This window comes from Paraburkholderia sejongensis, assembly GCF_020880815.1.
GTDB classification, from domain to species: Bacteria; Pseudomonadota; Gammaproteobacteria; order Burkholderiales; family Burkholderiaceae; genus Paraburkholderia; species Paraburkholderia sejongensis.
This window is the reverse complement of record NZ_JAJITD010000014.1, coordinates 70,315-95,597: the sequence shown is the minus strand read 5'-3', so window position 1 is coordinate 95,597 and position 25,283 is coordinate 70,315. Positions and strand designations below refer to the sequence as shown.

Genomic DNA, 25,283 nt, shown 5'->3' with positions numbered 1-25,283 from the left:
CGGGATCGGCGCCGCGATTGGCGACTTTACTGACTCGCGCCCTGCGCGGCCGCGGCCTTGCGTTCCGCCTTCTGGATATTCTCCGGATAGTTCGGATCGTTCTGGCCGGGCTGATAGCCCGCATCCTTGAGCCGCTTGATTTCCGCGGCATTCTTCGCTTTCGCCTCCTTGCGCGCCGCCTTGCGTTGCGCTTTACGCTCCGCTTTGCTGAGCGGCGCCGACGCGGCCGGCGTCGGCTGCACCGCGGCATTCGCGGCATTCGCGGCATGCGTGGCATTCGCACCCGCGTCGCCGCCCGCCGGCGTTTGCGCGAACGCACCGCCGCTCACGCCGATGGCCAATGCGATCGATCCCAACAGTACAACCCGTTTCCCTGCGTGCGCTACGTTCATCAGTCTCCTCCCAAGTGGTTTTCAACATGAGTGCCGGCGTCGCCGTTCACTGCGAACGGCGCCGGCGTTGCTTCGTCTTGCGACGAAATACCTGCTGCTAGCCGCCGCGCGCGACCATGCACACCGCCGACGCGGTCGCGACCAGCTTGTCCCCTTGCCACAATTGGCCGTCCGCGTTGCACACATTGCGGCCTCGGCGCGCGAGCGTCGCGATGCCGCGCAGCGGACCCGCGCCGGCTGCGCGCAGAAACGACGTGTTCAGATTCAGCGTCGCGCAATGCTCGTGTTCGGCAAGCGCGGCGGTGACAAGCCACGCGGTCACGTCGTCGAGCATCGCCGCGAGCATGCCGCCCTGCACCTGGCCGGCGGGATTCAGAAAACCTTCGCTGGCGGCGTATTCGCATTCGATCCGGCTGCCGTCGGCGGCCAGCGAAACGATCCGGCCGCCCAGCGTGGTCGAGATCGGCGGCGGCGCCACTTCGCCCAGTTGCACGCGCCGCACATAGGGATTGAGTTCGTTGTTCACCGGCTAGTCCCTCAAGCGCTCAGATCGACGGCGACCGATTTCAGCTCGGTATACGCTTCGAGACCTTCGCGGCCGTTCTCGCGTCCCCAGCCCGATTGCTTGAAGCCGCCGAACGGCATCGCGAAATCGAGCGCGCCGGCCGCGTTGATCCGCACGTTGCCCGCGCGAATGCGTCGCGCCAGCCGGTGCGCGTTCGAAATATCGCGGGTCCAGATGCTCGACGACAGGCCGTAGTCGGTGTCGTTCGCGCGGGTCGCGAGTTGGTCGAGCGTGTCGTCGTCGAAGATCTGCGTGGTCAGCACCGGGCCGAAGATTTCCTCGCGGACCGCGCGCATCGTCGGCGTCGTATTGACCAGCACGGTCGGTTCGACGAAATAGCCGTCGCGCTGCAACGCCCGGCCGCCCGCCGCGATTTGCGCGCCTTCGCTGCCGGCGCCGTCGATATAGTCGAGCACGCGGCGTTGCTGCTGCGCCGAAATCAGCGGACCCATTTCGGTGTCCTGCTCGATGCCGGCGCCCACTCTCAGTTTGCGCGCGCGTTCGGCGACCCCGCTGACCACGCGCTCGAACACCGCGCGCTGCACGAATAGCCGCGAGCCGGCCGCGCACACCTGGCCGCTATTGGCGAAGATGCCGCGCGCGACCGCGTCGATTGCGCGTTCCAAATCAGCATCGGCGAACACGAATACCGGCGACTTGCCGCCCAGTTCGAGCGACACGCGCTTCAGATTGCCCGCCGCCGACGCGAGAATCTTCTTGCCCACCGCGGTCGAGCCGGTAAATGAAATCTTGTCGACGCCCGGATGATCGACGAGCGCCTGGCCCGCTTCGCCGCCGAGCCCGGTCACCACATTGACGACGCCCGGCGGAAAACCCGCCTGCTTGATCAGCTGCGCGAGCCGCAACGCGGTCAGCGGCGTCAGTTCGGCGGGCTTGAGCACCACCGTGCAGCCGACCGCGAGCGCCGGCGCGATCTTGCTGACGGCCATCGGCAACGGCACGTTCCACGGCACGATCAGCGCGGCGACGCCGATCGGCTCGCGCAGCGTGTACGCGTGCCATTCGCCCGGCAACGACACGGGCCGCGTTTCGCCGTTGAACTTGGTCGCCCAGCCGGCGTTGTAGCGCAGGCATTCGGCCGCGTGCGCGACGTCGAACGCGCGCGCGATCTTCAACGGCTTGCCGGTGTTCAGCGTCTCCAGCAGCGCCAGTTCGTCCGCGTGCTGATCGAGCAGATCGGCGAGCCGCCACAGCAGTTTCGCGCGCTCGGCCGGCCGCGCGGTGGACCACGGGCCGCTGTCGAACGCGCGGCGCGCGGCGCGCACTGCGAGATCGACGTCGTGCGCGGTGCCCGCGGCGGCGCGCGCGATCACGCGGCCAGTCGACGGATCGATCACGTCGTGATGTGCTTCCTGATGCGCGGCTTGCCAGCGGCCGTCGATCAGCATCTGCAATGGCCGTGCGAGCCACGCGTCCACGCTCGCGCGCACCTGCGCGAAGTTCTGGTCGTTCGAATGTGCAGTCATAGTGTTGCTTCGAGTGAGGTGGGTTGTGCGGCCGCGCGCAGCGTCCGGCCGCGAATCAGGTCCGCGGCTTTTTCGCCGATCATCACGGTCGCCGCATTGGTGTTGCCGCCCGGAATCGTCGGCATCACCGACGCATCGACGACCCGCAGCCGTTCGACGCCGCGCACCCGCAACTGCGGGTCCAGCACCGCGTCGGGGCCGCTGCCCATCGCGCAGGTGCCGACCGGATGGTGGGTAATGCCGCCGAGTTCGCGGATCGCCGCGTCCAGCGCATCGTCGCTGAGCACGTCGGCGCCGGGGATCGTTTCCTTGTCGATCAGCTCGGCCTGCGGCGACATCCGGTAGATGTCACGCGCGGCCCGCACGCCGTTGCGCATTGTTTCGAAGTCCGCAGGATCGGAAAACAGATTCAGCGCGATCCGCGGCTTGTCGCGCGGATCCGCGCTGCGCAGACTCACGTGGCCGCGGCTCGCCGCATGCAGCTGGCACACGGTGATATAGAAGCTGTGCTCCTTCGGCTTGACGACGCCGGGAAACCACAGGTTCGCGTCGAGCCGCACCGGATTGCACAGCAGCTGGATGTCGGGCCGCCGCAGCGACGGATCGGTCCGCAACAGCACGGTGCCGCTGCAAATCTGCGTCGCGAACGTGCCCTTGCCGAACAGCGCCCACTTCAGCACCGACGCGATCGCGCGATCGAAGCGCAACTGGTTGGTGAACGTGACCGGCCGGCTCGCGCGGTATTGCAGCATCATGCGCGGATGCTCGACCAGGTTGCGGCCGACGCCCGGCAGATCGGCGACCACGCCGATGCCGTGCTCGCGCAGCTCGGCGCCACGGCCGATGCCCGACAACATCAGCAATTGCGGCGAGTTGTACGCGCCGCCGCAGACGATCACCTCGCGCCGCGCGCGCAGAATTTGCAGCGGCCCGCCGCCGATACTGAATTCGACGCCGGTCGCGCGGCCGCCCTCGACGACGATCCGATGCACGAGCGTGTGCTTCAGCAGCTGCAGATTGGCGCGCGCCAGTACCGGATGCAGATACGCGCGCGCGGTGCTCGAACGGCGCCCGCGCGCATCGATCGCGACATCGCCGCGCGCGATTCCTTCGCCGTGCTCGCCGTCGTAGTCGTCGAGCACCCGGTGCCCGGCGCGCGCGGCCGCTTCGCGCAGCGGCGCATCGAGCAGATGCTTGCCGTCGATCGCGCGGATCTGCAACCGGCCGTCGCCGCTGTGAAACCGGCCGCTACCGCGCCAGTTGCTTTCCGAGCGCAGAAAATAAGGCAGCACGTCGTCATAGCCCCAGCCGGTGCAGCCGAGCTCGCGCCATTCGTCGAAGTCGAGCCGATGGCCGCGAATATGGAACATCCCGTTGATCGACGACGACCCGCCGAGCAGCCGCCCGCGCGGAATCGGAATGCGCCGGCCGTTCAGAAACGGCTCGGGCTCGCTCTCGTACTGCCACGTCAGCTCGGGCTTGCGCAACGCGCTCATGAAGCCGACCGGCATCCGCACCAGCGGATGATTGTCGCCGCCGCCGGCTTCGAGCAGCGCAACCGACACATCGCGGTCCTCGCTCAGCCGGTTCGCCACCACACAGCCGGCCGAACCGGCGCCGACCACCACGTAATCCGCTTCCTGCATGCCGTCTCCTGTTGCCGGCGCGCATCGCCGGCGAGATTGTTGTGCGCGACCTGCGTTGCGTCGTTGGCTTCGTTTGCGTCGTTGGCGTCAGTTGCCGGTAAACACCGGCCGGCGCTTCTGTTGCCACGCGAGCGAACCTTCGCGCAGGTCGTCCGACGCATCGGCCTGCGCGACGTCGCGCGCGAATTGCGCCGCGTCGAGCGTGCCGCGCGCGATCTGGTTCAGATGCTTTTTCATCCCGAGCAGCGCGAGCGGCGCCATCGTCGCGAGTTCGGCGCTCAGCAGATTCGCTTCGCTCTGCAAAGCTTCGCCATCGACCACGCGATCGAGAAAGCCGCACTCGAGCATCTGCTGCGCGTCGAAGGTGGCCGCGCCGAGCAGCAGCTTCTTCGCGACGTTCAGCCCGAGCCGCGACACATAGCGTTGCAGCCCACCGCGATAGAACAGCAGGCCGAGTCGCGCGGCCGGCACGAACATCTGGCACGCGGGCACGCCGAGGCGGAAATCGCAGGCGAGCGCGAGATCGGTCGCGCCGCCGTAGACGCCGCCGTTGATCATCGCGATCGTCACCGGCCGCGCGGCTTCCAGTTCGTCGACGAAGCCCTCGAAGCGGGCGCCCGCGCCGCTGTCGGCGAGACTGCCGATATTGAAGCCCGCGCAGAAGTGCTTGCCGAGCGCGCGGATGCGCAGCACCAGCACGCCGCGCATCGCGTTCACGTCGCGCACGAAGCCGCGCATCAGGTCGAGATCGGCGAGTTCGAGCCGGTTCGCGACGCCCGGGCGGCGCAGCGTGATGGTCGCGATCGCGCCGTCGATCGTCAGTTCCGGCGCGTCGCCGGTTGCATGTTGAGCAGGCTGCGTCATGGTCGTCGCTCAGTGGAAGTGGTAGACCTGCATCGTGGTTTCGCCGGCTTCGATCCGCGTCAGGATGCGTGCCTCGTCGGCTTCGCGTTGCTGCGCGCTCTCCACCACCGCGGCCGCGCGCTCGCGTTCGATCGCGACCACGCCGTCGCGGTCGCCGACGATCAGGTCACCCGCGCGCACCGCGACGTCGCCGATCAGCACCGCTTCGTTGAGCCAGCCGATTGCGCCGTAGTCCTTACCAGTGCCGCGAATGCATAGACCGCGCGCGAACACCGGAAAACCGATCTGCTCCAGCAGGTCGCCATCGCGCACGCAGCCGTCGATCACGAGCCCGGCGAGACCCGCGCATTTCGCCGCGGTCGTCATGATTTCGCCCCAGTAGCCGTGTTCGTATACGCCGCTCGTATGGACGACCAGCACGTCGCCGGGCTGCGCGAGATCGAGCGCGCGATGCAGCCACAGGTTGTCGCCGCCGGGCGAATGCACGGTCAGCGCCGGCCCGCAGATGCGAAAACCGGGCGCGACCGGCTTGATCGCCGACGGCAATGCGCCGGTCTTGCCGGCGGCCTCATGGAGCGTCGCCGCCGGCAACGCGCGCGCGGCCGCCACGACGTCACTGCCGACCCGCGCGAATTCGCGCCGGATCGTACTCGCTGCATCGTGTTCTTTCATGACTGAGCTTCCCGCGTCTGCAACTGGTGATAGCGGAACTGCTTGCGCGCTTCGTCGAGACGCATGCCGTCGCGCACCGCCGCCCGAATCGCGTCTTCCGCGCGACCGATGGCCTCGGCCGCGTCGAGCACCGCTTCTTCGTGCTGGCGGGCAATCACGATCACGCCATCGGCGTCGCCGCGCACGATGTCGCCCGGCTGCACGCGCGCGTCGCCAATATTGACCGGCACGTTGACCGCTTCGACCTGCACGCGGTCCTTGCCGGTGCGCATCCAGTGATCCTTGCTGAACACCGGGTAGCCGAGTTCCGTGCACAGCGCGACGTCGCGACAGACGCCGTCGATCACGGTGCCGGCCACGCCGCGCCGGTACGCGATCTCGGTCAGGATGTCGCCCCATACCGTGGCGTTCTCGCGCCCGCCGTTATCGAGCACGATCACGCTGCCCGGCGGCACGTCGTCGATGTAGTCGCCGACCGTGCCGGGCGGATTCGCGGCCGGTCCGTATTGCAGCGTGTACGCGCGGCCGCTCATGCGGAATTCGCCACTGCGCGGCTTGATCCGGTAGCACTGGCCGGCGATGCCGAGTTTGTCGAGCGCGTCGCTGAGCGTCGCGGTGTCGAGCGCGGCTGCGCGCTCGACGTTCGCGTCAATGATCTGTTCCATGTCGTATCAGTCCCTGAGCATGTGCTCGTAGTTGCCGCCCATTACTTCGTTGATCGGCGTGCCGGCCAGAATCGCCTTGGCCATCGCCGCCTCTTTCGCGACGATCGCCTCGGCCGCGTCCAGCACGCGCTCGATGTCGTTCGCGCCGATAAAGATCACCGCGCTGCGATCGGCGAGCACGTAGTCGCCTGCATTGACGGTCGCGTTGCCGATCTGCACCGGCACCTGGGTGCCCTTCTCGACCACCCGGGCCCGCGCGGTGAACGCGGTCACGCTACGGCAGAACACCGGCAACCCATAGCCGCGCGCTTCGTCGATATCGCGCACCGGGCCGTCCGCGACGATCCCGGCCACCCCGCGCACCTTCGCGCCGAGCGACAGTAGACCGCCCCAGCAGCCCGCTTCGACGCCGCTGCGCTGTTCGACGACGATCACGTCGTCGGCGCCGGCGGCGAGCACCGCGGTGCAGCCCAGATGTACGGGCGGACCCGACGGCGGCTCGCCGACGCCGAGCTTGACGGTCACCGCGCGGCCGGCGATACGGCCTTCGCCCGAGCGCTGCGGCAGCCCGGTGACGACGCCCGTGAGCTTGAGCTTGTCGAGCGCATCGGAGACCGCGCAGCAGTCGAGCCGGCGCAAGCGCCGTACGTTGTTATCGGACATACAGTTATCCTTAAGAATCAGATTGGGTGCTTTGGCGGGTGAAGTTCGCTATGCGTTCGTTGCGCTTTCGTTGCGCATCAGGCCAACGTCTTCCACGCCGCGAAGCAAAGTCCGGTGCCGGTCAGCGCCGGGCTGCGATAGCCGGGCGTGTACGACACCCACTCCAGATCGAGCCCCTGCAACGCCTCGACCGCGATCAGCCAGTTGCGGATTTCCGAGCTGCCCGCCTGCAACTGGCGCGGATCGAGACTGGCCAGATACGCGGTGTCCTTCGCGCGGATCGCGTCGATGATCGACTCGTCGAGCGCTTCGTCGACGACGAAATGGCTGAGGCCGCCCGAGGCCAGCACGCCGACCCGCAGATCGGCCGGATAGCTGGCGATCAGCTCGCGCAGCGCGGCGCCCAGTTGCACGCAGCGGCGCGGGGTCGGCTGGTTCGGCGGATCGAACGTGTTGATGATGACCGGCACGATCGGCAGTTCGACGTCCTGCAGATAGCGGCGATGAATGAACGAGAACGCGTGCCCCTCGAACTGGCCGCGCTCCAGACCGTCCATCGCGGCGATGTCGAAATCGCGGTCGCACAGCTCGCGGATCAGCCAGCGCGCGAGCTGGCTGTCGACCGGATAGTCGCGGTCGGCGTCCGGTTCCTGACGCGCCATCCGCGCCTTCTTGTACCAGCCGTCCGACGCGCCCTCATCGCGCTTCGCGTTGCGGATCGTGTCGCCGTAGTAGATCGCGAACGCCGGGTTGTTGGTGGTCCGAAAGAGTTCGGTCTGGTCGTCGCCGACCACCAGCAGCACGTCCAGACGCGCCGCGCGAATCCGTTCGCGCAACTCGTCCATCGCGGCTTCGACCCGGTCGTAGCGCTCGCCCATCTTCTCTTCGGTGACCATCGCCTCGGCCTCGGCCGGCGCGCCGGCAAGCAGTTGCGCGTAGGTGGTGGGATTGCCCTGCCGGTCGAAGTAATGCGGATTCTTCGGATCGACCTGCTTGAAACCGTGCTGCCAGTCTTCGCGCTGGCAAACCAGCATGATGCTGTGCGACGAACCGAATCCGGCGACCAGTCGTGCCATGAGTCTGTCTCCTTATAGTATTGCGGTCCGCGCGTCAGACCACGAAGGTCTCGCGCCACCGGTCGATCTGCTCGTCCGGATAGCCGAGTTCGTTCAGGATTGCCTGGGTATGCGCGCCCTGTTCGGGTGCGAGGCGCGGCGACTGCGCGCGCGGGTAGCGCGACAGCCGGAACGGCTGGCCGACGAACGCGACCTCGCCGCGGCCGGGCACCGTCGCCGGCCATGCGATGCCCAGGTGCTTCACCTGCGGATCGTCGAATACTTCGTTGATCTGATAAATCGGCCCGCACGGCACGCCGACCTTCAGCAGCAGTTCGGTCCATTCGCGCGTGGTGCGTGTCAGGAATACCTCGCCGATCGTCTTGTTGATCGTGTCGCGGTTCTGCACGCGCGCCGGGTCCGATTCATAGCCGGGCTGGCCGACCAGGTGCTGCAGGTTCATCGCCTCACACAGCCGCGCGAACATCGCGTTGCCGATCGCGGCGAGGTTCAGATAACCGTCTTTGGTCGCGAACACGCCGGTCGGCACCGTCAGCGGATGCTCGTTGCCGACCTGCTCGGGCAGCTTGCGATCCACCAGCCATTGCGCGGCCTGGAAGTCGAGCATCGCGATCTGCGCTTCGAGCAGCGAGGTCTGCACCCACTGGCCTTCGCCCGATGCTTCGCGTTCGAGCAGCGCGGTCATGATGGCCTGCGCGCAGAAGTGCCCGGCGCACAGATCGGCAATCGGAATGCCGACCCGCATCGGCCCTTCGCCCGGCTTGCCGGTCACGCTCATCAGACCGCCCATCCCCTGCGCGATCGAATCGAAGCCGGGCCAGCGCGCGTACGGGCCGTCCTGGCCGAAGCCCGAGATGCTCGCGTAGACGAGCCGCGGGTTCAGCGCGCGCAGCGCGTCGTAGCCGATGCCGAGCCGGTCCTTCACGTCGGGACGGAAGTTCTCGATGAACACGTCCGCGCGTTTGACCAGGTCGTGCAGGATCGCGAGACCGGCCGGGTCCTTCATGTTCAGCGTCAGGCTTTCCTTGTTGCGGTGCAGGTTCTCGTAGTCGGCGAGATTGTGATTGCGCCCGCCGATCATGTCGTCGCCGCCGGGCGCGCCGGGCGGGATCTCCAGCTTGATCACGCGCGCGCCCATGTCGGCGAACACGCGCATCGCCGCCGGGCCGGCGCGCACGCGCGACGCGTCGATGATCGTGAAGCGCGACAGCGGGCCTTTTTTCGGGTCGTGTCGCCGGTGCTGTTCTTTGAAGTCGGTAGGCATACCAGTTCGTCTCCTGCTTGTGGTTCAGGCCGGCGTGAACATCGGCACCGGATAACCGCCGTCGCTCGGCTTGAACACCAGCCTGACGCGCTGGCCGATCGTGAGCGCCGCCAAATCGCAGTCGACCAGATTGGTCAGCATCGTCACGCCTTCGTCGAGCGTCACGTAGGCCAGCGTGTAGCGCGCTTCGTCCTTGCCCATCGGGCTGAACGTATAGATCGTCCCGAGGCCCGTCGCGTCGAGCCATTCGGTGTTCGCGCTCAGGCAGTGCGGGCAGATGTCGCGCGGGTAGTAATGGGTTTGCCCGCAGTCCACGCAGCGCTTGACCAGCAGCCGCCCTTCGTTGGCCGCTTCCCAGAACGGCAGCGCTTCGGGCAGCACGCGCGGCGCGGGAATGCGGCGCGGACCGGCGGGCGGCCTGGCGGGCTTGTCGGTTGGCTTTTCCGCTGGCTTGCCGATTCGTTCGGGGTGCGAATCGAGTACGCCGGCTGTCGGCTGATTGGTGCTCATCTATTACTCCCGTTCGAGGATCAACGTCGCCGCGGTATGACGCGACGCGAGCGCGCCGCCGATACCGTTCGCGAGAGCGATGTCGCAATCGCGGACCTGCACGGCCGGATGCGCTTCGCCGCGCAGCTGGCGCACCGCCTCGATCACCTTGGTGACGCCGCCGCGATTGGCCGGATGGTTGTTGCACAGGCCGCCGCCGTCGGTATTGAACGGCAGCTTGCCGACGCCCGAAATCAGATTGCCGTCCATCACGAAGCGGCCGCCCTCGCCTTTCTTGCAGAAGCCGAGATCTTCGAGCTGCATCAGCACGGTGATCGTGAAGCTGTCGTACAGCGACGCGTATTTGATGTCGTTCGGGCCCAGACCGGCCTCGGCGAACGCCGCCGCGCCGGACCAGCGGGCCGCCGACCACGTCAGGTCGATGTTGCCGCCGGCCGCGTGCTTCGGCGCTTCGCCGGTGCCGCGCACCTTGACGAGCGGGCGCTTCAGCTGCCGCGCGATTTCCGGACGCGCGACGATCAGCGCGCCGCCGCCGTCGCTCATCACGCAGCAGTCCAGACGATGCAGCGGATCGGCGACCATCGGCGAATTGACCACGTCCTCGACCGTGACGACGTTGCGCAGCATCGCGTGCGGATTGTGCTGCGCGTGATGCGACGCGGCCACCTTGATCCATGCGAGTTGCTCGCTGGTGGTGCCGAATTCGTGCATGTGCCGCTTCGCGACCATCCCGTACAGGTTCTGCGTGGCCGGGCCGAACGGCAGTTCGAACTGCACTTCCGGCGCGTCCGGGTCCGGCGCCTTCAGCGACAGCGCGGCACCGGCCGCGCGCGGCCGGCCCGCGAGCGTGATCAGCGCGACGTTGCAGCGGCCCGCCTTGATCGCCTCGGCCGCGTGCGCGACGTGCAGGATCGGCGCCGAGCCGCCGCACTCGGTCGAATCGACGTGGCGCAGTTCGAGGCCCAGATATTCGGCCACCGTGGTGGTGCCCAGACCCGGCGCATCGCCGGCGCAGAAATAGCCGTCGATGTCGTCTTTGGTCAGGCCCGCGTCTTCGAGCGCGCCTTTGGCGACGTCCGCATGCAGGCGAAGCACCGACAAATCATCGGCCTTGCGGGTCGGGTGCTCGTAAGCGCCGACGATATACGCGGCTCCGTTCAGGCTCATGCGGCCTCCCGCGCGGCGCGCAGTTCGGTGAAGCGTTGCAGATGCCAGCTCGCGTCGCCGTAGGTCTGGTTGATCGCGAACATCCGCTTCGCGTAGTGACCGGCGCGGCACTCTTCGGTCATGCCCATCCCGCCGTGCAGCTGGATCCCCCACTCGCCGGCCGCGCGGCACGCGTCGCCGACATAGGCCTTGGCGGCCGACACGAAGCGGCGCCGCTGTTCGGCATCGGCGCCGTCGACGGCCATCGCCGCCGCGCAGGCCATCGACTTGCTCTGTTCGAGCGCGATCAGCATGTCGGCGATCCGGTGCTGGAGCGCCTGGAATTTCGCGAGCGGCGCGCCGAACTGCGTGCGGGTGCGCAGATGTTCGGCGGTATGGTCGAGCAGCGCTTCGAGCGCGCCGACCGATTCCGCGACCAGCGCGGCGTTCGCGCGATCGAGCGCGGCTTCGATCAGTTCGTAGGCCTCACCAACCTTGCCGAGCAGGTCCTGCCTGCCGACCGCAACCTGATCGAAGCTCACGTGCGCGGCTTCGCGCGCGTCGATCGTTTCGAACGTGCGCAGGTGAAGACCGGCGGCTTGCGCATCGACCACGAACAGCGACAGACCGTGCCGGTCGCCGCGCTGCCCCGAGGTCCGCACGGCGACCACGAAGGCGTCCGCATCCGCGGCATCGAAAACGATCGTCTTGGTGCCGTCGATGCGCCAGCCGTCGCCGGTTTCGACCGCCGCTACCGCGATGCGCGCGACGTCGTAGCGCGACTCGGCCTCGCCGACCGCAAACGCGAGCAGCTTGTCGCCGGACGCGGCCGGCGCGAGCCAGCGGTCCTGCTGCGCGGCGCTGCCGGCCGCGCCGATCAATGCGGCGGCCGGCAGCCCGCTCGCGAGCCAGCCCGCGCCGCCGAGCGCGCGGCCCAACTCCTGCGCGACCAGCATCGTTTCGACCGCGCCGTAGCCGCTGCCGCCGTGCTGCTCGCCGATCGCAAGACCGGTCACGCCCAGTTCGGCCAGACCCCGGCGGCGGCTCGCCGCGAGTTCGCGCGATTGCGCATCGCCGCGCCGATGGGCGGGATACTCGCCGTCGCAGAAGCGCCGCACCGCGTCCTGCAGCGCGACGTGATCTTCAGTCAGAGAAAAATCCATATTCGTCTTTCGCCTCAAGCATTGAAGAACGCGCGACTGATCAGGTTGCGCTGCACTTCGTTGGTTCCGCCGTAGATCGATACCTTGCGCGCGTCGAAATAGTTCGCCGCCACCGCGATCAGTTCATCGGGACTCGGACCTTCGTAGCCGGCCTCGTCGAGCAGTGCGCGCTCGTCGAACGGCAGCGCGTACGGGCCGGCGATATCGGCTAGCAACGCGTAGATGCCCTGGCGCAATTCGGTGCCGCGCACTTTCAGCATCGGCGCCTCGACCATCGGCACGCGGCTCGATTGATGCGCGCTCAGCATGCGCAGGCCGGTGAATTCCAGCGCCATCAGTTCGGTCTCGAAGCGGCTGATGCGCGCTTGCAGCAGCGGATCGTGCTGCAAGCCCTGCTGCTTCGCGAGCTGTTTGGCCCGCTCCAGCTGCTGCTTGCATGAGCCGATGCCGGCGATGCCGGTGCGCTCGTGGCCGAGCAGGAACTTGCCGTAGGTCCAGCCCTTGTTCAGCTCGCCGACGAGGTTCTGCTTCGGCACCCGCACGTTGTCGAGATAGACCTCGTTCAGGTCGGTGCCGCCTTCGAGCATCCTGATCGGCCGCGTTTCGACGCCGGGTGCATGCATGTCGATCAGCAGAAACGAAATGCCTTCCTGCGGCTTCGCGTCCGGGTCGGTGCGCACCAGCGCGAACATCATGTCGCACCAGTGCGCGTACGAGGTCCACACCTTGTGACCGTTGACGACGAAGTGATCGCCGTCGAGTACCGCGGTGGTGCGCACCGCGGCCAGATCGGAACCGGCGCCCGGCTCCGAAAAGCCCTGCGCCCACCAGGTTTCGCTGCGCAGAATCTTCGGGATATACGCGGCTTTCTGTTCAGGTGTGCCAAACGCATTGAGCACCGGGCCGAGCATGTTGATGCCGCTTGCGACGATCCGCGGCGCGCCGCCGAGCAAGGTTTCTTCGTCGAAGATATAGCGCTGCACGTGGGTCCAGCCCGGGCCGCCGTCTTCCTTCTTCCACGACGGCGCGATCCAGCCTTTCTCGTACAGCCTGGTGTACCACTCGAGATAGTCGTCGCGTTCGAGACGCAGGCCGAGTTCGGCCTTGCGCTTCAGACGCGGCGACAGATTCTGTTTGACGAACTCGCGCACTTCGGCGCGAAAGGCCTGATCCTCGGCAGAGAATTCGAGCTTCATCGGGTTGTGTCTCCTCTGTCTGGTTGGGGCCTAATGATGAGCGGGACCATGAGCGGAACCATGAGCGCCGCACACGACCAGCGCGTCGAGCGCCAGCACGCGATCCGGATAGGCGACCAGCGGGTTCACGTCGATCTCGGTGAGCGCGGGGTTCGCGCGCATCTGCTCGCCGATCGCGGCGACCGCGCGCGCCACCGCGTGCACGTCGACCGCCGCGGAGCCGCGCACGCCGTGCAGCATGGCGGCGGCCTTCAAACGGTTCAGTTCGACCACGATGTCCTGCTCGGCGAGGTCGGCCGGCAGCAGACGCACGTCCTTCAGCACTTCGATAAAGATGCCGCCGAGCCCGACCAGCACCACGGGTCCCCAGTCCGCATCGCGCTTCGCGCCGACCACCAGTTCCAGACCCCGCGGGCCCATCGTCTCGACCAGCACGCCGTCCAGTTGCAGGTCGGGACGCTGCGCGGCGACGCTGGTATGCAGCTTGTCCCAGCCGGCGCGCAGCGCGGCCGCATCGGCGAGACCGACCACCACGCCGCCGACGTCGCTCTTGTGCGGCAGCTCGCTCGCCTGCGCCTTCAGCACGACCGGATAGCCGATCTGCTGCGCAATCGTCAAAGCGTCGTCGAGCGAACGCGCGAGATCGCCGGCCGGCACCGGCAGACCGGCACGCGCGAGCCAGCCCTTGCCCTGGTATTCGGCGAAGATGCCGTTGGCCGGCACCGCGCCGGGCAGCGGCAGCGCCGCCGGCTGATCGGTGCGAGCCCGCTCAGCGCGCGCCAGCGCTTCGCCGTACGCGGCGACGCGGGCACACGCGCGCAGCGCGCGGTCCGGCGAACGGAATAGCGGCACGCCGCTCGCGGCGATCGCCTCGGAGAAGAATTCTTCGAGCGGCTTGTCGTCGCCCATCACCGTCAGTACGGCCGGCTTGGTTGCGCGCGCCAGCGCCGGCACCAGGTGATCGGCCTTGTCGCGCTGCGCGATCGCCGGGCCAGCCATGATCGACAGCACCAGAGAGCCGATATTCGGATCGGCCAGCACCGTGTCGATCAGCTCGCCGATCAGACCCGGGTTGCGCACGCCGATCGTCGTGTAGTCGAGCGGGTTGTCGGCCACCGCGTAGTCAGGCAACAGTTCGGTCAGCTTAGCGATCGTCGCTTCGGTGAGCGGCGGCAGCGTGAGGCCGATATCGTCGGCGAAGTCGAGCGTGATGTTCTTGACCGCGCCCGACGCCGTCATCACCGCGGTGCCGGCGGCCGGCGGGACCGGGAAGCGCGCGAGGATCGTCGCGGTATCGAACAGTTCGTCGAGCGAAGCGACCACCACCACGCCTTCGCGCGCCAGCAGCACGCTGGCGGTCGCGTGGTCGCCGGCCAGCGCGCCGGTATGTGACTGCGCGGCTTCGCGGGCCCGCGCGCTCTTGCCCGGCATCAGCATCACGATCGGCTTGCCGGCCGCGCGCGCGTCGCGCGCCAGTTGCAGGAACAGTTGCGGACGACGGATCTGCTCGGCGTAGATCGCGATCGCGCTAGTCTGCGGATCGGCGATGAACCAGGCCAGATAGTCTTCGATGCCCAGGTTCGCTTCGTTGCCGGTGGAGACCGTCGCGGTCAGCGGCTGGCCTCGGCCCATGAACGCGTCGCGCAGATTGGCGGCCATCGCGCCGCTTTGCGCGACCACGCCCACGCCGCGGCGGCCGCCGTTCGAATACGGCGCGACCGCTTCGAAGGTCACCGGCACGCCGTCCGCGAAATTGGTGAAGCCCATGCAGTTCGGGCCGATCAGCGCGACCCCGCCGGCCGCGGCGACGCGCGCCAGCTCGTCCTGCTTGACGCGGCCGGCCTCGCCCGCTTCCGCGTAACCGGACGCGAAGATCACCGCGGCGCCGGCGCCCAGCGTGCCGAGCGTACGCACCGTATCGAGCACGCCCGCTTCTGGAATACAGAGCACCGCCAGATCGATGCCTTGCGGCAGCGCGTCGACGCTGCTCACGCACGCACGGCCGTTGATCTGCGTGCTGCTGCGCGACACCAGATGAATCTCGCCCGCATAGCCGAAGCGTTCGAGGTTTTGCAGTACGAAGTTGCCGAACGCGCGCGGATCGGCGGACGCACCGACGATCGCGATCGACTTCGGTCTCAGCGCGCGCTCGACGGAGCGCACGCCAGCCATCCCGGTAAAGGTCTTGCTCATCTTGCCTGACTCGATGGAGTGGATCGGAAGCCCTGAAGCGATACAGCGGTTCCGGGGCACATGCGTTGCATTCTGGCATACACAAATCGGCTTCTCAATACACCAGACCCCTCAAAACCACCCTAGTATTTTCCCTAGGCGGGAACGGTGCAGCGCAAGCGAAACGCGCTAAACCGTTGATCCATATGAGCTCCGGCCGACGCTCATCAATAAAACCCAGAGGACTAGGAGCACCCGAATAAAAACCCTATGTTGCATACCACTAAACCACATTGGTATATTTTGTCCCGTCAATCACATACCGGACCGGTCATCGCGATGAAATCTGCAACCGCCCTTCCCATTACGAGCGCTCCCGCCCCGGCCCCCGGGTCCGATGCGCCGGCTCCCGGCCGGGCGAGTCTCGCGAGCGATATCCGCGACACGCTGCAGGCCGAGATCGAACAGGGCGTGTTGGCGCCGGGCGCGCTGATCGACGAACGCGCGCTCGCGGCGCGCTTCAACGTATCGCGAACGCCGGTGCGCGAAGCGCTGCAACACCTGGCCGCGCGCGAACTGGTGGTGATCTCGCCGCGCCAGGGGATCACGGTCGCGCGGCTGTCGATCGCCAATGTGCGCGCGATGCTCGAATACATCGGCGAACTCGAGGCGCTGTGCGCGCGTTTCGCCGCGCGCCGTGCCGGCGACGAACTGCACGAACAACTCGACCGCTCGCTGATGATTTGTCAGCAAGCCGCGGTGGCCGGCGATCCGGCGCAGTACGCGCTCGCCAACACGGCCTTTCACGAACTGATCTACGAAGGCAGCCGCAATCAGTATCTGGCCGGGCAAATCCGGCTCGCGCGCCGCCGCTCGGAGCGCTACCGGATCGCCGATCTGCGCAGCCGCGGCCAGATTGCGCGCTCATTGCAGGAGCACTTCGAGATCGCCCGCGCGATCCAGAGCGGCGACGAAGCGAAGGCCGCCGCCGCGATGCTGCAGCACGTGCCGGCCGGCACTACCGGTTTTTCCGAATTCCTCGCGTCGGTGCCGCGCCACTTTTTCGACGTCAGCGCGGACTGAGCCGCGCTCACGCTTTCCCACGGAGAACTCATGCCTGAATCCATCGACGTCCCCGGTCTCGCGCACAAGGTCCCGATCCCGGTCGGCGCGCGGATGGGCAATCTGCTGTGTTCGTCGGCGCTGGCCGGCAAGGATCCGGCCACCGGCCAGCTGGCGGCGACGCCGGCCGAGCAGGTCCGGCTCGCATTCGAGAACCTGCAACGCTTCCTCGCCGCCGGCGGCGCGACGCTCGATCACGTGGTGAAGCTCGCGATCCACGTGAAGGACGACTCGGTGCGCGAGTACCTCAATTCGCACTGGCTCGCGTTCTGGCCGGATCCCGCGCGCCGGCCGGCTCGGCACGTGACCGTGCAGGACTTGCAGCACGGCATGGCGATCCAGCTCGAAACCATCGCGGTGATCGCCTGAGCACCGCCCCCCGTAGTTCTACTGAACACCTCGAAACGAAAGCAAAGGCTCAATCATGATCATCGACTCCCACGCCCACGTCGTCATGCCCCCGCAAAGCTTCCGCTACATGGCTGAACTGGTCGGCGGCCGCGCCAATCCGTCGACCACGCCGAACATCCCGGACGAAGCGGTCCGCAAGCAGGCCGAAGAACTGGTGCGCAGCATGGATTCGGTCGGCACCGACGTGCAGTTCATCTCGCCGCGCCCGTATTTGCAGATGCATTCGGTCAAGCCGGCTCGCGTGACCGAACTGTGGACGCGCCACTGCAACGACCTGATCAAGCGCTTCGTCGACATGTTCCCGGACCGCTTCCGCGGCGTCGCCGGGCTACCGCAATTCATGAACGAGTCGCCGGCCGACAAGTGCGTCGCCGAACTGAAGCGCTGCGTGAACGAGCTGGGTTTCGTCGGCACGCTGCTGAACCCCGATCCGACCGAAGGCGAAGGCCCGGCGCCGGCGGGCCTGGGCGATCCGTTCTGGTATCCGCTGTATGAAGCGATGACCGAACTCGACGTGCCGGCGCTGATTCACTCGGCCGGCAGTTGCAATCCGCGCGAGTCGTACACGCTGAAGTTCATCAACGAAGAGAACATCGCGGTGATTTCGCTGCTGCAATCGCAGGTGTTCGAGAAATTCCCGGGCCTGAAGATCATCGTCGCGCACGGCGGCGGCGCGATTCCGTATCAGATGGGCCGCTTCCGCTCATGGGCGGTGCGCCGCAACGACGCGCAAACGTTCGACCAACAGCTGAAAAAGCTCTATTTCGACACCTGCAACTACTCGAAGGATTCGATCGAGCTACTGCTGAAAGTGGCCGGCACCGACAACGTGATGTTCGGCACCGAAAAACCCGGCACCGGCAGCGCGCGCGATCCGGTCTCGGGCCGCGACTACGACGACATGAAGCCGGTGATCGAAAGCATCGAATGGCTGAGCGAAGAACAGCGCAAGAACATCTTCGAATGCAATTGCACACGCGTCTATACGCGTGCATTCCGCAACTACAAGGCGTGACGCGCTAGCGCGCCGCGCGAGGAGAACTGGTCATGGCGATGAGCCGCGAAGACAACGAACTGCTCACCCGCGTCGAGAACGGCGCGCCGATGGGCGAGATGATTCGTCAGCATTACTGGATTCCGGCCGTGCCGTCGGCCAAACTCGAAGCGGACGGCGCGCCGGTGCTGGTGCGGCTGCTCGGCACCAATTACGTCGCGTTTCGCGCGACCGACGGCCATGTCGGCCTCGTCGACGAACTGTGCCCGCATCGCCGCACGTCGCTGATGATGGCGCGCAACGAGCACAACGGTTTGCGCTGCATCTTTCACGGCTGGAAAGTCGATGCGAGCGGCGCGGTGATCGAGGCGCCCAATCAGGTCGGCGATCAGGCGCAGTTCTGCAAGCGCGTGAAGACCAGCGAGTATCGCGTGCAGGAACGCGGCGGCGTGGTGTGGGTGTGGCTCGGCAAGGGCGAAACCGCGCCGCGTTTTCCGGAGCTGCCGTTCATGGACCTGCCGCCCGAGCACCGTTCGGTGACCAGCGTCGAAGTGCCGACCAACTGGGTGCAGGCGGTCGAGGCGTCGATGGATTCGTCGCACGTCGGCGTGCTGCACGAGTCGACCACGCAGATCACCGCGGGCGGCGGCAACGAACGGATGCTGATGAGCAAGGCGCTCGCGCCGCGCTTCGAATTCGAGGACCGGCCGTACGGCTATCGCTATGCGGCGCTGCGCGATACGCCGGACGGCAAGGTCTACGCGCGCGTGAACAACTTCGTGATGCCGTGGTACGGGATCATCTGCCCGCCCGACGCGAAAGGTCCGACCACGGTGTTCCTGTCGACCCCGGTCGACGACGTCACGCACCGCGCGTGGTTCATCCAGTACAACCCGCACCGGCCGCTCGGCATGACGATCATGTCGGCCACGCCCGACGTATGGAATTTCCCGCCGCTGCCGCCCGGTCCACGCGAACAGAGCTTCGGCCAGAACCGCGATCTGATGAAGCGCGGTCACGCGACCGGCTTTTACCAGCACCTGGGCACCGAAGACTTCGCGATGTTCCTGGGCCAGGGGCCGATCTACGACCGCACCCAGGAGCAGTTGTGCTCGGCCGACGGCGCGGTGCTGCGGGTGCGCGCGCAGTTGCTGAAGGCGGCGCGCGAATTCCTCGCGGGCAAGACGCCGACGCTCGCCGACAGCCCCGAACTCGATTACACCCAGGCCGTGTCGGTCGGCGGCGTGGTGGATGCCGGCACCGACTGGCGCGTGCTGACGCGCACCGCCGGCTAAGTCTCACGGAACGACTCCGATGCTCGCTGCTACTCTCGAACTGCGCGTGGTTGCCGTCGATGCGCCGACCTCGCTGATCAAGTCCTTCACGCTCGAAGCCGCGGACGGCGCGCTGCTGCCCGGCTACGCGCCCGGCGCGCATCTGCAGGTCGAAATCCCCGGCGGCGACGGCGCCGCCCCGCAGTGGCGTTCGTACTCGTTGATCAACCTCGAACCGGGTCTCGATACGCGCGCCGGCGTGCGCGCGTATCGGCTCGGCGTACGGCGCGAGGACGACGGCCGCGGCGGTTCGCGGCACATGCATACGCTGCGGGCCGGCGACACGCTGACCGTGCGCGCGCCGCTCAATCACTTTCCGCTCGCCGCGCCGCCGGCGGTGCTGCTGATCGCCGGCGGAATCGGCATCACGCCGATGGCGGCGATGGCGGCCGAACTGCACGCGCAGCAGCGCGACTACACGCTGCACTTCAGCGGCCGCACGCGCGACGCGCTGCCGTTCGTCGACGAATTGCGCGCGTTCGCGGGCGAGCGGCTCGTGCTGCACGCGGACGACGATCCCGCAAGCCGGCTGTCGATCGACGCGCTGCTCGCCGGCTGCGAACTCAATCAACCTATTTACGTGTGCGGGCCGGCCGGCATGATCGACGCGGTACTGAGCGCGGCCCACGCGCGCGGCTGGCACGACTGCGATCTGCACTACGAACTCTTTACCGAAATCGCGCCGCTGGCAGGCGATCAGCCGTTCGAAGTCGAACTGAAAACGTCGGGCAAGGTGCTGACGGTCGCGGCCGACAAATCGCTGCTCGACACGCTGCTGGAACACGGCACCGACGTGATGTACGACTGCCGCGCCGGCTACTGCGGGCTGTGCTCGACCGCCGTCTGCGCGGGCGAGATCGACCATCGGGATACCTATCTTTCCGACGCGGACAAGGCGGCCGGCAAAACGATGCAGGTGTGCGTATCGCGCTGCCGCGGCGCACGGCTGGTGCTCGATCTATAGCTCCATCTATAAGCGCGGCCCCGCGCCGCTAAACACTCTCACAAGACCTGATTCCAACGGAGCGCCGTATGAGCGAAACACTGGTTACCTATGAACTCGACGGCGCGGTCGCGCTGATCGGGCTGAATCGTCCCGACAAGCGCAACGCGATCAACGAAGAGGTGATCGCGCAACTGCGCGACGCGGTCAATCGCGCCGGCGACGAAGCGATGTGCGCGGTGCTGTTCGGTCACGGCGGCAACTTCTCGGCCGGCCTCGATCTGCGCGAGGCACTGGCGCGCGCAAGCGGCCAGAGCGCGCCGCCGAAAAAACGCCGCCGCCACTCGTGGCACGAGGTGTTCGACATCATCGCGCGCGGGCCGATTCCGTTCGTCGCCGCGCTGCACGGCGCGGTAGTGGGCGGCGGTCTCGAACTGGCGACCGCCGCGCACGTGCGGGTCGGCGACCAGACCTGCTTCTTCGGCCTGCCCGAGGGACAGCGCGGGATTTTCGTCGGCGGCGGCGGCACCGTGCGCATCCAGCGCGTGGTCGGCTACACGATGATGGCCGACATGATGCTGACCGGCCGCCTGCTCACCGCCGAGGAAGGCCAGCGCGAACACATCATCACGTACCTGACCGAGCCGGGCGGCGCGCTCGCGAAAGCGCGCGAACTCGCCGCGAAGATCGCGCAGAACGTGCCCGACACCAACTGGCGCATCACCAACCTGCTGCCGCGCGTGAACGATCTGTCGCACGAGGACGGTCTGTTCCTCGAGTACATGAGCTCGAACATGATGCGCTCTCCCGAAACCTCCGCGCGTCTGCAACATTTCGTGGACGGCAACGCCAGGCTCGTCAAGCCGGAGTAATCAACGCATGAACGCCCCCGCAGAACTGAACCCGCAGGAAGCCGCCGCGCTCGCGCACGTGAAGGCCGCCGAACGGGCCGCCGCCAACATCCCGGTGGCGCCCGGCGTGCAGCCGCGCAGCATTGAACGGGCCGCCGTGATCGGCGCCGGCACGATGGGCGGCGGCATCGCGATGGCGCTCGCCGCCGCCGGCATCCCGGTCACATTGATCGACGCCGACGACGCCGGCCTGCAACGCGGCCTCGCGCGCATCCGTGACAACTACGAGCAGAGCATCAAACGCGGCAAGCTCGATCCGGCCACGCGCGACCAGCGGCTCGCGCTGATCGTCGGCTCGACCGCGCTCGCCGATGTCGCGAGAGCCGATATCGTGATTGAAGCGGTATTCGAGGATCTCGGCCTCAAACAGCGGATTTTCGACGAGCTGGACCAGTACGCGAAAGCCGGCGCGATTCTCGCGACCAACACGTCGGGCCTCGACATCAACGAGATCGCCGCGGTCACGCAGCGCCCGCAGGACGTGGTCGGCGCCCACTTCTTCAGCCCCGCGCACGTGATGCGTCTGCTCGAAGTCGTGCGCGCCGACCTCACTTCGGACGACGCGGTGATCACGCTGATGGAACTGGGCCGGCGCATGGGCAAGGTGTCGGTCTATTCGCTCGTGTATCCGGGCTTTATCGGCAACGCGCTGTTTCGCAATTACAACCGTGAAGCGCATTTCCTCGTCGAGGACGGCGCGCTGCCGCATGAGGTGGATGCCGCGTTGAAGGACTTCGGCTACGCGATGGGGATTTTCGCGGTGCACGATATGGCCGGCAACGACGTCGGCTATCAGACTCGCAAGGCGCAGATGGCGACGCGGCCGACCGACCGGCGCTGGAACGATCTGATCATGAAGCTGGTGGAGATGGGCCGGCTCGGCCAGAAAAGCGGCAAAGGCTGGTATCGCTACGAAGCCGGCGACCGCAGCCCGCACCGCGACCCCGAAGTCGAGCAGTACATCGTCGACGAGTCGGCGCGCATGGGCATTACGCGCCGCGCGATCTCACGCGAGGAGATCATCAAACGCTGCGTGTACGGGATGATCAACGAAGGTGCGAAGCTGCTCGAACAACGCATCGCATTGCGCGCGAGCGATATCGACGTCGTCTACGTGACCGGCTACGGCTTTCCGGCCAAACGCGGCGGCCCGATGTACTACGCCGATCAGATCGGGCTCGATAACGTGTATCGGGATATCTCGCGCTTTTATGCGCAGGACGGCTACTGGTGGAAGCCGGCGCCGCTGCTCGAACGGCTCGCGCGCGAAGGCAAGAAGTTCGCCGATCTGCCAACGCTTGCTTGAGGTGAAGGCGTGGAAGCGGGCTCCCAGCGCTTCCGTTGGCCGGCGCGGCTTGATGGCCGCGCCGGTTTTTTTGCGCTTACTTGTCCGTGATTTTTTCCCACTCGCCCGAGCGGCCCGAGCGGAACACCGCGTCGATCACCCGCATATTCGCGCGCGCGTCCTCGAGCGAATTAGCCTGCGGCGTACCGCTGAGGATCGCGTCGGCGAACGTCGCGGCCGCCACCCCGTACTGATCGCAGGCAGGAATTTCCAGCCAGCGTTCGGTCACGACACCGTCGTCGCCACGCTCGCTCAGCAACAAACGAGTCGGCCGATCGTTCGGCGCATTGAACGGAATTTCGACTTCGATCCGTCCTTTGTCGCCGTGGAACTGCATCCGCTGGTATGGCTGCGTCTGCGTCGAATAAAAGAAACTCGCCTGCACGCCGTCGAAATCCATCAGCACCGAACCGAGCCGGTCCACCTTGAATACCGGATCTTCATCGATCAGCGCGACCACTCGCGCGGGCTCGCGGCGCAGCGCGAAACGCGACGTCGTAATCGGATAACAGCCGATGTCGAGCAGACCGCCGCCGCCGAATTCCGGGCGGTTGCGGATGTTGTCCGCGTTCGTGTTGTGATAGGTGAACGCACCGGTCACGGCCCGCAACTGGCCGATCGCACCGTCGTCGATCAGGCTGCGCACCTGCAGCCATTGCGGGTGCGTGCGGACCATGAACGCTTCCTGAATGTAGCGGCCGGTACGGTCGCGCGCGGCGATCAGTTGCTCGATCTCGTCAGCGTTCAGACCGAGCGGCTTTTCACACAGTACGTGCTTGCCGGCCTCGACGGCGCGGATCGTCCATTCGACGTGGACGTGATTGGGCAGCGGAATATAGACCGCGTCGATTTCCGGGTCCGCCAGCAGTGCTTCGTAACTGTCGTACGCAACCGCCAGACCGTATTTCGCCGCGGCTTCGCGCGCCTTGTCGGCGGAGCGCGAAGCAATGCCTTTTACCCGGCATTTGGGCGCGTGGTGCATCGGCACGACAACTTTGTCGTTGATCTTTGCGGCGCCCAGGATACCCCAGACGATTTCGTTCTTTGCCATGCGATTCCTTTTCGATCGAGTATCCCAGCGGTCGAACGGCCTGAGCATTCGCGAGAACCGGCTAATCGGCGAATAAGGCAAATCGGCGAGTCCGCGCATTTGGGAAAGGCGCTCAGTTTACACTCGGCCGCCGCGCTTCACGCGGGTAATCCGCATCGTGCGGCGGGTCAATCCGCTATGTCGTAAGCGTCCCCTAAAGTTTCCGAAAGCTAAACCGTTAAAAAGAGGATCGCTGCCAGGGCAACCGCCGGATTTCTCACCGCACCCTCTCCATGAAGCTTCTCCATTCCCGCTTTCCAGATCTGCATTCGTTACACCTGAAGACGTTGGCTCTGGTTGGCCGCATGTTTCATATCAGGCGCCACGCTGCCGCGCCAGCTCGCATCGCCGATGCCGGCGACTTCGAGTACCTCGACCGGCAGGCCGACAAATGGGGGCGACGATACCGGGGCGCGGGCATCCTGATCGGCTATCTCGGCATCGCGGTGATCTTCTGCGCGATCGCGCCGGTCGCGTTGCAGATCGAGGACGCCCATACGCTGCAAACGATGGGCGCGCTGAAGGTCGCGATGATGATCGCGACGCTGGTGCTGATCCTGCGCGTGAGCGGGCCCAATGGCGCGAAACAGCGCTGGATCGCTGCCCGGCGCGCGGCCGAGGCGCTTCGCTATCGGCCTTTACAGCGTCTGCTGCTCGAATTCGAAGCCACGTTGAAACACGGCGCTGTCGACGGTGCCGCCGTCAGACAGCAGCTTCACGAGCGCATCCGGATCGATCTCGAGCAACAGGTGGCTTACAACCGCAAAAAGCACCACGATTGCGAACTCATCGAACAAGGTGCGAAACGTCTGAGCTGGCTGGTGTTTTTCGTCGCATTGGGTTGCGCGATCGGGCTCTTGCTGTCGGAGCTGGAGCTGATCGGTCACCATCCGTGGCTGATTCTCGGGACCGCCTTCCTGCCCGCACTGCTGGGCGGTATTCACGGCATCAATGCATTCCTCGATATCAGCGGTCTGGCCGAACAACACGAGCGGATGGCCGGCACGCTCGACACTATTCTGAAGCGGGTTTCGTCGGCAACGCTAACCGATGCGCAATTGATCGCGGAAGCGCGCAGCGCGTGGCTGATGCTCAGCGAGCGCGACAGCGAATGGGCCGACAAGTCCAGCGCCAGCGAATTGATCCCGGGCTAACGATCGGTCCACCGGCTCGTTAGGCCTCGTCGGTTCTGCTTCTATCATCCGCAAGCACGAAATACGAAATGTCTGCTACCCAGTCGTCGGCGCGTGAAATCCGCGTGTTTCTCTCCAGTACTTTCAACGATATGGAGAGCGAACGCACCTATCTCGCGAAGTACGTGTTTCCCAAAGTTCGGGCGGCCTGTCTCGCTCGCAATGTCGGCTTTACCGAGATCGATCTGCGCTGGGGTATCACCGAAGAGGACGCGAAAAATGGCGCGACAGTCGAAATCTGCCTCGCTGAAATCGACCGGTGCCGCGACTTTCCGCCGTTCTTTATCGGTTTTCTGGGCGAGCGCTACGGCTGGATTCCGACCCGTCAGGAACTGGCTTCGTACTGGGAAACCCGCGCCGACTCTCCGTATGCGCAGCCCATTCGAGCGGCGATCGAGCAGAACATCAGCATCACCGAACTCGAAATGGAACTCGCGGTGCTGGGTGCGGACGCCGAAG

24 protein-coding genes and 1 pseudogene are annotated in these 25,283 nt (G+C 66.5%); 9 read left to right on the top strand and 16 right to left on the bottom strand.

The window, feature by feature from the left end:
- Window positions 1–26: 26 nt before the first annotated feature.
- The 15 genes from LJ656_RS25060 to LJ656_RS24990 all read right to left on the bottom strand — a co-directional run bounded on the left by LJ656_RS25060 (window position 27) and on the right by LJ656_RS24990 (window position 15,502).
- Window positions 27–392, bottom strand: a complete 366-nt coding sequence (locus LJ656_RS25060) for a DUF4148 domain-containing protein (protein WP_230512218.1) — start codon at window positions 390–392, stop codon at window positions 27–29.
- Window positions 393–489: 97 nt separating this feature from the next.
- Window positions 490–918, bottom strand: coding sequence for a PaaI family thioesterase (locus LJ656_RS25055; protein ID WP_230512217.1), 429 nt, complete (start codon window positions 916–918; stop codon window positions 490–492).
- An 11-nt stretch (window positions 919–929) separates the two neighbouring features.
- Complete coding sequence (locus tag LJ656_RS25050) at window positions 930–2,444, bottom strand: aldehyde dehydrogenase family protein (protein ID WP_230512216.1); 1,515 nt, start codon at window positions 2,442–2,444, stop codon at window positions 930–932.
- Window positions 2,441–4,090 carry a GMC family oxidoreductase gene (locus LJ656_RS25045; RefSeq protein ID WP_230512215.1) on the bottom strand — a complete coding sequence of 550 codons (1,650 nt, stop codon included), beginning with the start codon at window positions 4,088–4,090 and terminating at the stop codon, window positions 2,441–2,443. Before LJ656_RS25045 ends, LJ656_RS25050 begins: the two co-directional genes overlap by 4 nt.
- Window positions 4,091–4,177: 87 nt before the next feature.
- Complete coding sequence (locus LJ656_RS25040) at window positions 4,178–4,954, bottom strand: enoyl-CoA hydratase/isomerase family protein (protein WP_230512214.1); 777 nt, start codon at window positions 4,952–4,954, stop codon at window positions 4,178–4,180.
- Window positions 4,955–4,963: 9 nt separating this feature from the next.
- Window positions 4,964–5,626: a 4-carboxy-4-hydroxy-2-oxoadipate aldolase/oxaloacetate decarboxylase gene (locus LJ656_RS25035; RefSeq protein WP_230512213.1), complete on the bottom strand. Its 663-nt coding sequence runs from the start codon at window positions 5,624–5,626 to the stop codon at window positions 4,964–4,966.
- Window positions 5,623–6,291, bottom strand: a complete 669-nt coding sequence (locus LJ656_RS25030) for an RraA family protein (protein ID WP_230512212.1) — start codon at window positions 6,289–6,291, stop codon at window positions 5,623–5,625. Before LJ656_RS25030 ends, LJ656_RS25035 begins: the two co-directional genes overlap by 4 nt.
- 6 nt (window positions 6,292–6,297) lie before the next feature.
- Window positions 6,298–6,954 (bottom strand): RraA family protein, encoded by a 657-nt coding sequence (locus LJ656_RS25025; protein WP_230512211.1) that lies wholly within the window; start codon window positions 6,952–6,954, stop codon window positions 6,298–6,300.
- Window positions 6,955–7,031: 77 nt separating this feature from the next.
- A complete protein-coding gene (locus LJ656_RS25020) occupies window positions 7,032–8,030 on the bottom strand; it encodes a DODA-type extradiol aromatic ring-opening family dioxygenase (protein WP_230512210.1) in 999 nt (332 codons plus the stop codon).
- A 34-nt stretch (window positions 8,031–8,064) separates the two neighbouring features.
- Window positions 8,065–9,294 carry a CaiB/BaiF CoA transferase family protein gene (locus tag LJ656_RS25015; protein ID WP_230512209.1) on the bottom strand — a complete coding sequence of 410 codons (1,230 nt, stop codon included), beginning with the start codon at window positions 9,292–9,294 and terminating at the stop codon, window positions 8,065–8,067.
- A gap of 24 nt (window positions 9,295–9,318) precedes the next feature.
- Window positions 9,319–9,804 carry a Zn-ribbon domain-containing OB-fold protein gene (locus LJ656_RS25010; RefSeq protein WP_230512208.1) on the bottom strand — a complete coding sequence of 162 codons (486 nt, stop codon included), beginning with the start codon at window positions 9,802–9,804 and terminating at the stop codon, window positions 9,319–9,321.
- A gap of 3 nt (window positions 9,805–9,807) precedes the next feature.
- Window positions 9,808–10,971 carry a thiolase domain-containing protein gene (locus LJ656_RS25005; protein ID WP_230512207.1) on the bottom strand — a complete coding sequence of 388 codons (1,164 nt, stop codon included), beginning with the start codon at window positions 10,969–10,971 and terminating at the stop codon, window positions 9,808–9,810.
- A complete protein-coding gene (locus LJ656_RS25000; protein WP_230512206.1) occupies window positions 10,968–12,113 on the bottom strand; it encodes an acyl-CoA dehydrogenase family protein in 1,146 nt (381 codons plus the stop codon). Before LJ656_RS25000 ends, LJ656_RS25005 begins: the two co-directional genes overlap by 4 nt.
- Window positions 12,114–12,127: 14 nt before the next feature.
- On the bottom strand, window positions 12,128–13,309 hold the full coding sequence (locus tag LJ656_RS24995) for an acyl-CoA dehydrogenase family protein (RefSeq protein WP_230512205.1): 1,182 nt from the start codon (window positions 13,307–13,309) through the stop codon (window positions 12,128–12,130).
- 30 nt (window positions 13,310–13,339) lie between these two features.
- Window positions 13,340–15,502, bottom strand: a complete 2,163-nt coding sequence (locus LJ656_RS24990) for an acetate--CoA ligase family protein (protein WP_230512204.1) — start codon at window positions 15,500–15,502, stop codon at window positions 13,340–13,342.
- Between the two features lie 318 nt (window positions 15,503–15,820).
- Here LJ656_RS24990 and LJ656_RS24985 point away from each other — a divergent pair, with 318 nt between their 5' ends.
- From LJ656_RS24985 to LJ656_RS24955, 7 genes are all read left to right on the top strand, one after another.
- Window positions 15,821–16,564, top strand: a complete 744-nt coding sequence (locus tag LJ656_RS24985; protein ID WP_230512203.1) for a GntR family transcriptional regulator — start codon at window positions 15,821–15,823, stop codon at window positions 16,562–16,564.
- Between the two features lie 30 nt (window positions 16,565–16,594).
- Window positions 16,595–16,972: a RidA family protein gene (locus tag LJ656_RS24980; protein ID WP_230512202.1), complete on the top strand. Its 378-nt coding sequence runs from the start codon at window positions 16,595–16,597 to the stop codon at window positions 16,970–16,972.
- Between the two features lie 55 nt (window positions 16,973–17,027).
- On the top strand, window positions 17,028–18,029 hold the full coding sequence (locus tag LJ656_RS24975; RefSeq protein WP_230512201.1) for an amidohydrolase family protein: 1,002 nt from the start codon (window positions 17,028–17,030) through the stop codon (window positions 18,027–18,029).
- Window positions 18,030–18,061: 32 nt separating this feature from the next.
- A complete protein-coding gene (locus LJ656_RS24970; RefSeq protein ID WP_230512200.1) occupies window positions 18,062–19,303 on the top strand; it encodes a Rieske 2Fe-2S domain-containing protein in 1,242 nt (413 codons plus the stop codon).
- 19 nt (window positions 19,304–19,322) lie between these two features.
- The gene (locus LJ656_RS24965; protein WP_230512199.1) at window positions 19,323–20,306 is read left to right on the top strand and encodes a PDR/VanB family oxidoreductase; all 984 of its coding nucleotides are present in this window, start codon (window positions 19,323–19,325) and stop codon (window positions 20,304–20,306) included.
- Window positions 20,307–20,374: 68 nt separating this feature from the next.
- Window positions 20,375–21,157: a crotonase/enoyl-CoA hydratase family protein gene (locus tag LJ656_RS24960; protein ID WP_230512198.1), complete on the top strand. Its 783-nt coding sequence runs from the start codon at window positions 20,375–20,377 to the stop codon at window positions 21,155–21,157.
- 7 nt (window positions 21,158–21,164) lie between these two features.
- Window positions 21,165–22,502, top strand: coding sequence for a 3-hydroxyacyl-CoA dehydrogenase (locus LJ656_RS24955; protein WP_230512197.1), 1,338 nt, complete (start codon window positions 21,165–21,167; stop codon window positions 22,500–22,502).
- Window positions 22,503–22,578: 76 nt separating this feature from the next.
- On the opposite strand, the gene LJ656_RS24950 is transcribed toward LJ656_RS24955, so the two are convergent.
- Window positions 22,579–23,592 carry a Gfo/Idh/MocA family protein gene (locus LJ656_RS24950; RefSeq protein WP_230512196.1) on the bottom strand — a complete coding sequence of 338 codons (1,014 nt, stop codon included), beginning with the start codon at window positions 23,590–23,592 and terminating at the stop codon, window positions 22,579–22,581.
- 344 nt (window positions 23,593–23,936) lie between these two features.
- Here LJ656_RS24950 and LJ656_RS24945 point away from each other — a divergent pair, with 344 nt between their 5' ends.
- Window positions 23,937–24,785, top strand: a complete 849-nt coding sequence (locus tag LJ656_RS24945) for a hypothetical protein (RefSeq protein WP_230512195.1) — start codon at window positions 23,937–23,939, stop codon at window positions 24,783–24,785.
- A gap of 68 nt (window positions 24,786–24,853) precedes the next feature.
- Window positions 24,854–25,114: pseudogene (locus LJ656_RS35130) on the top strand (DUF4062 domain-containing protein); the annotation flags it as partial.
- Window positions 25,115–25,283: the final 169 nt, after the last annotated feature.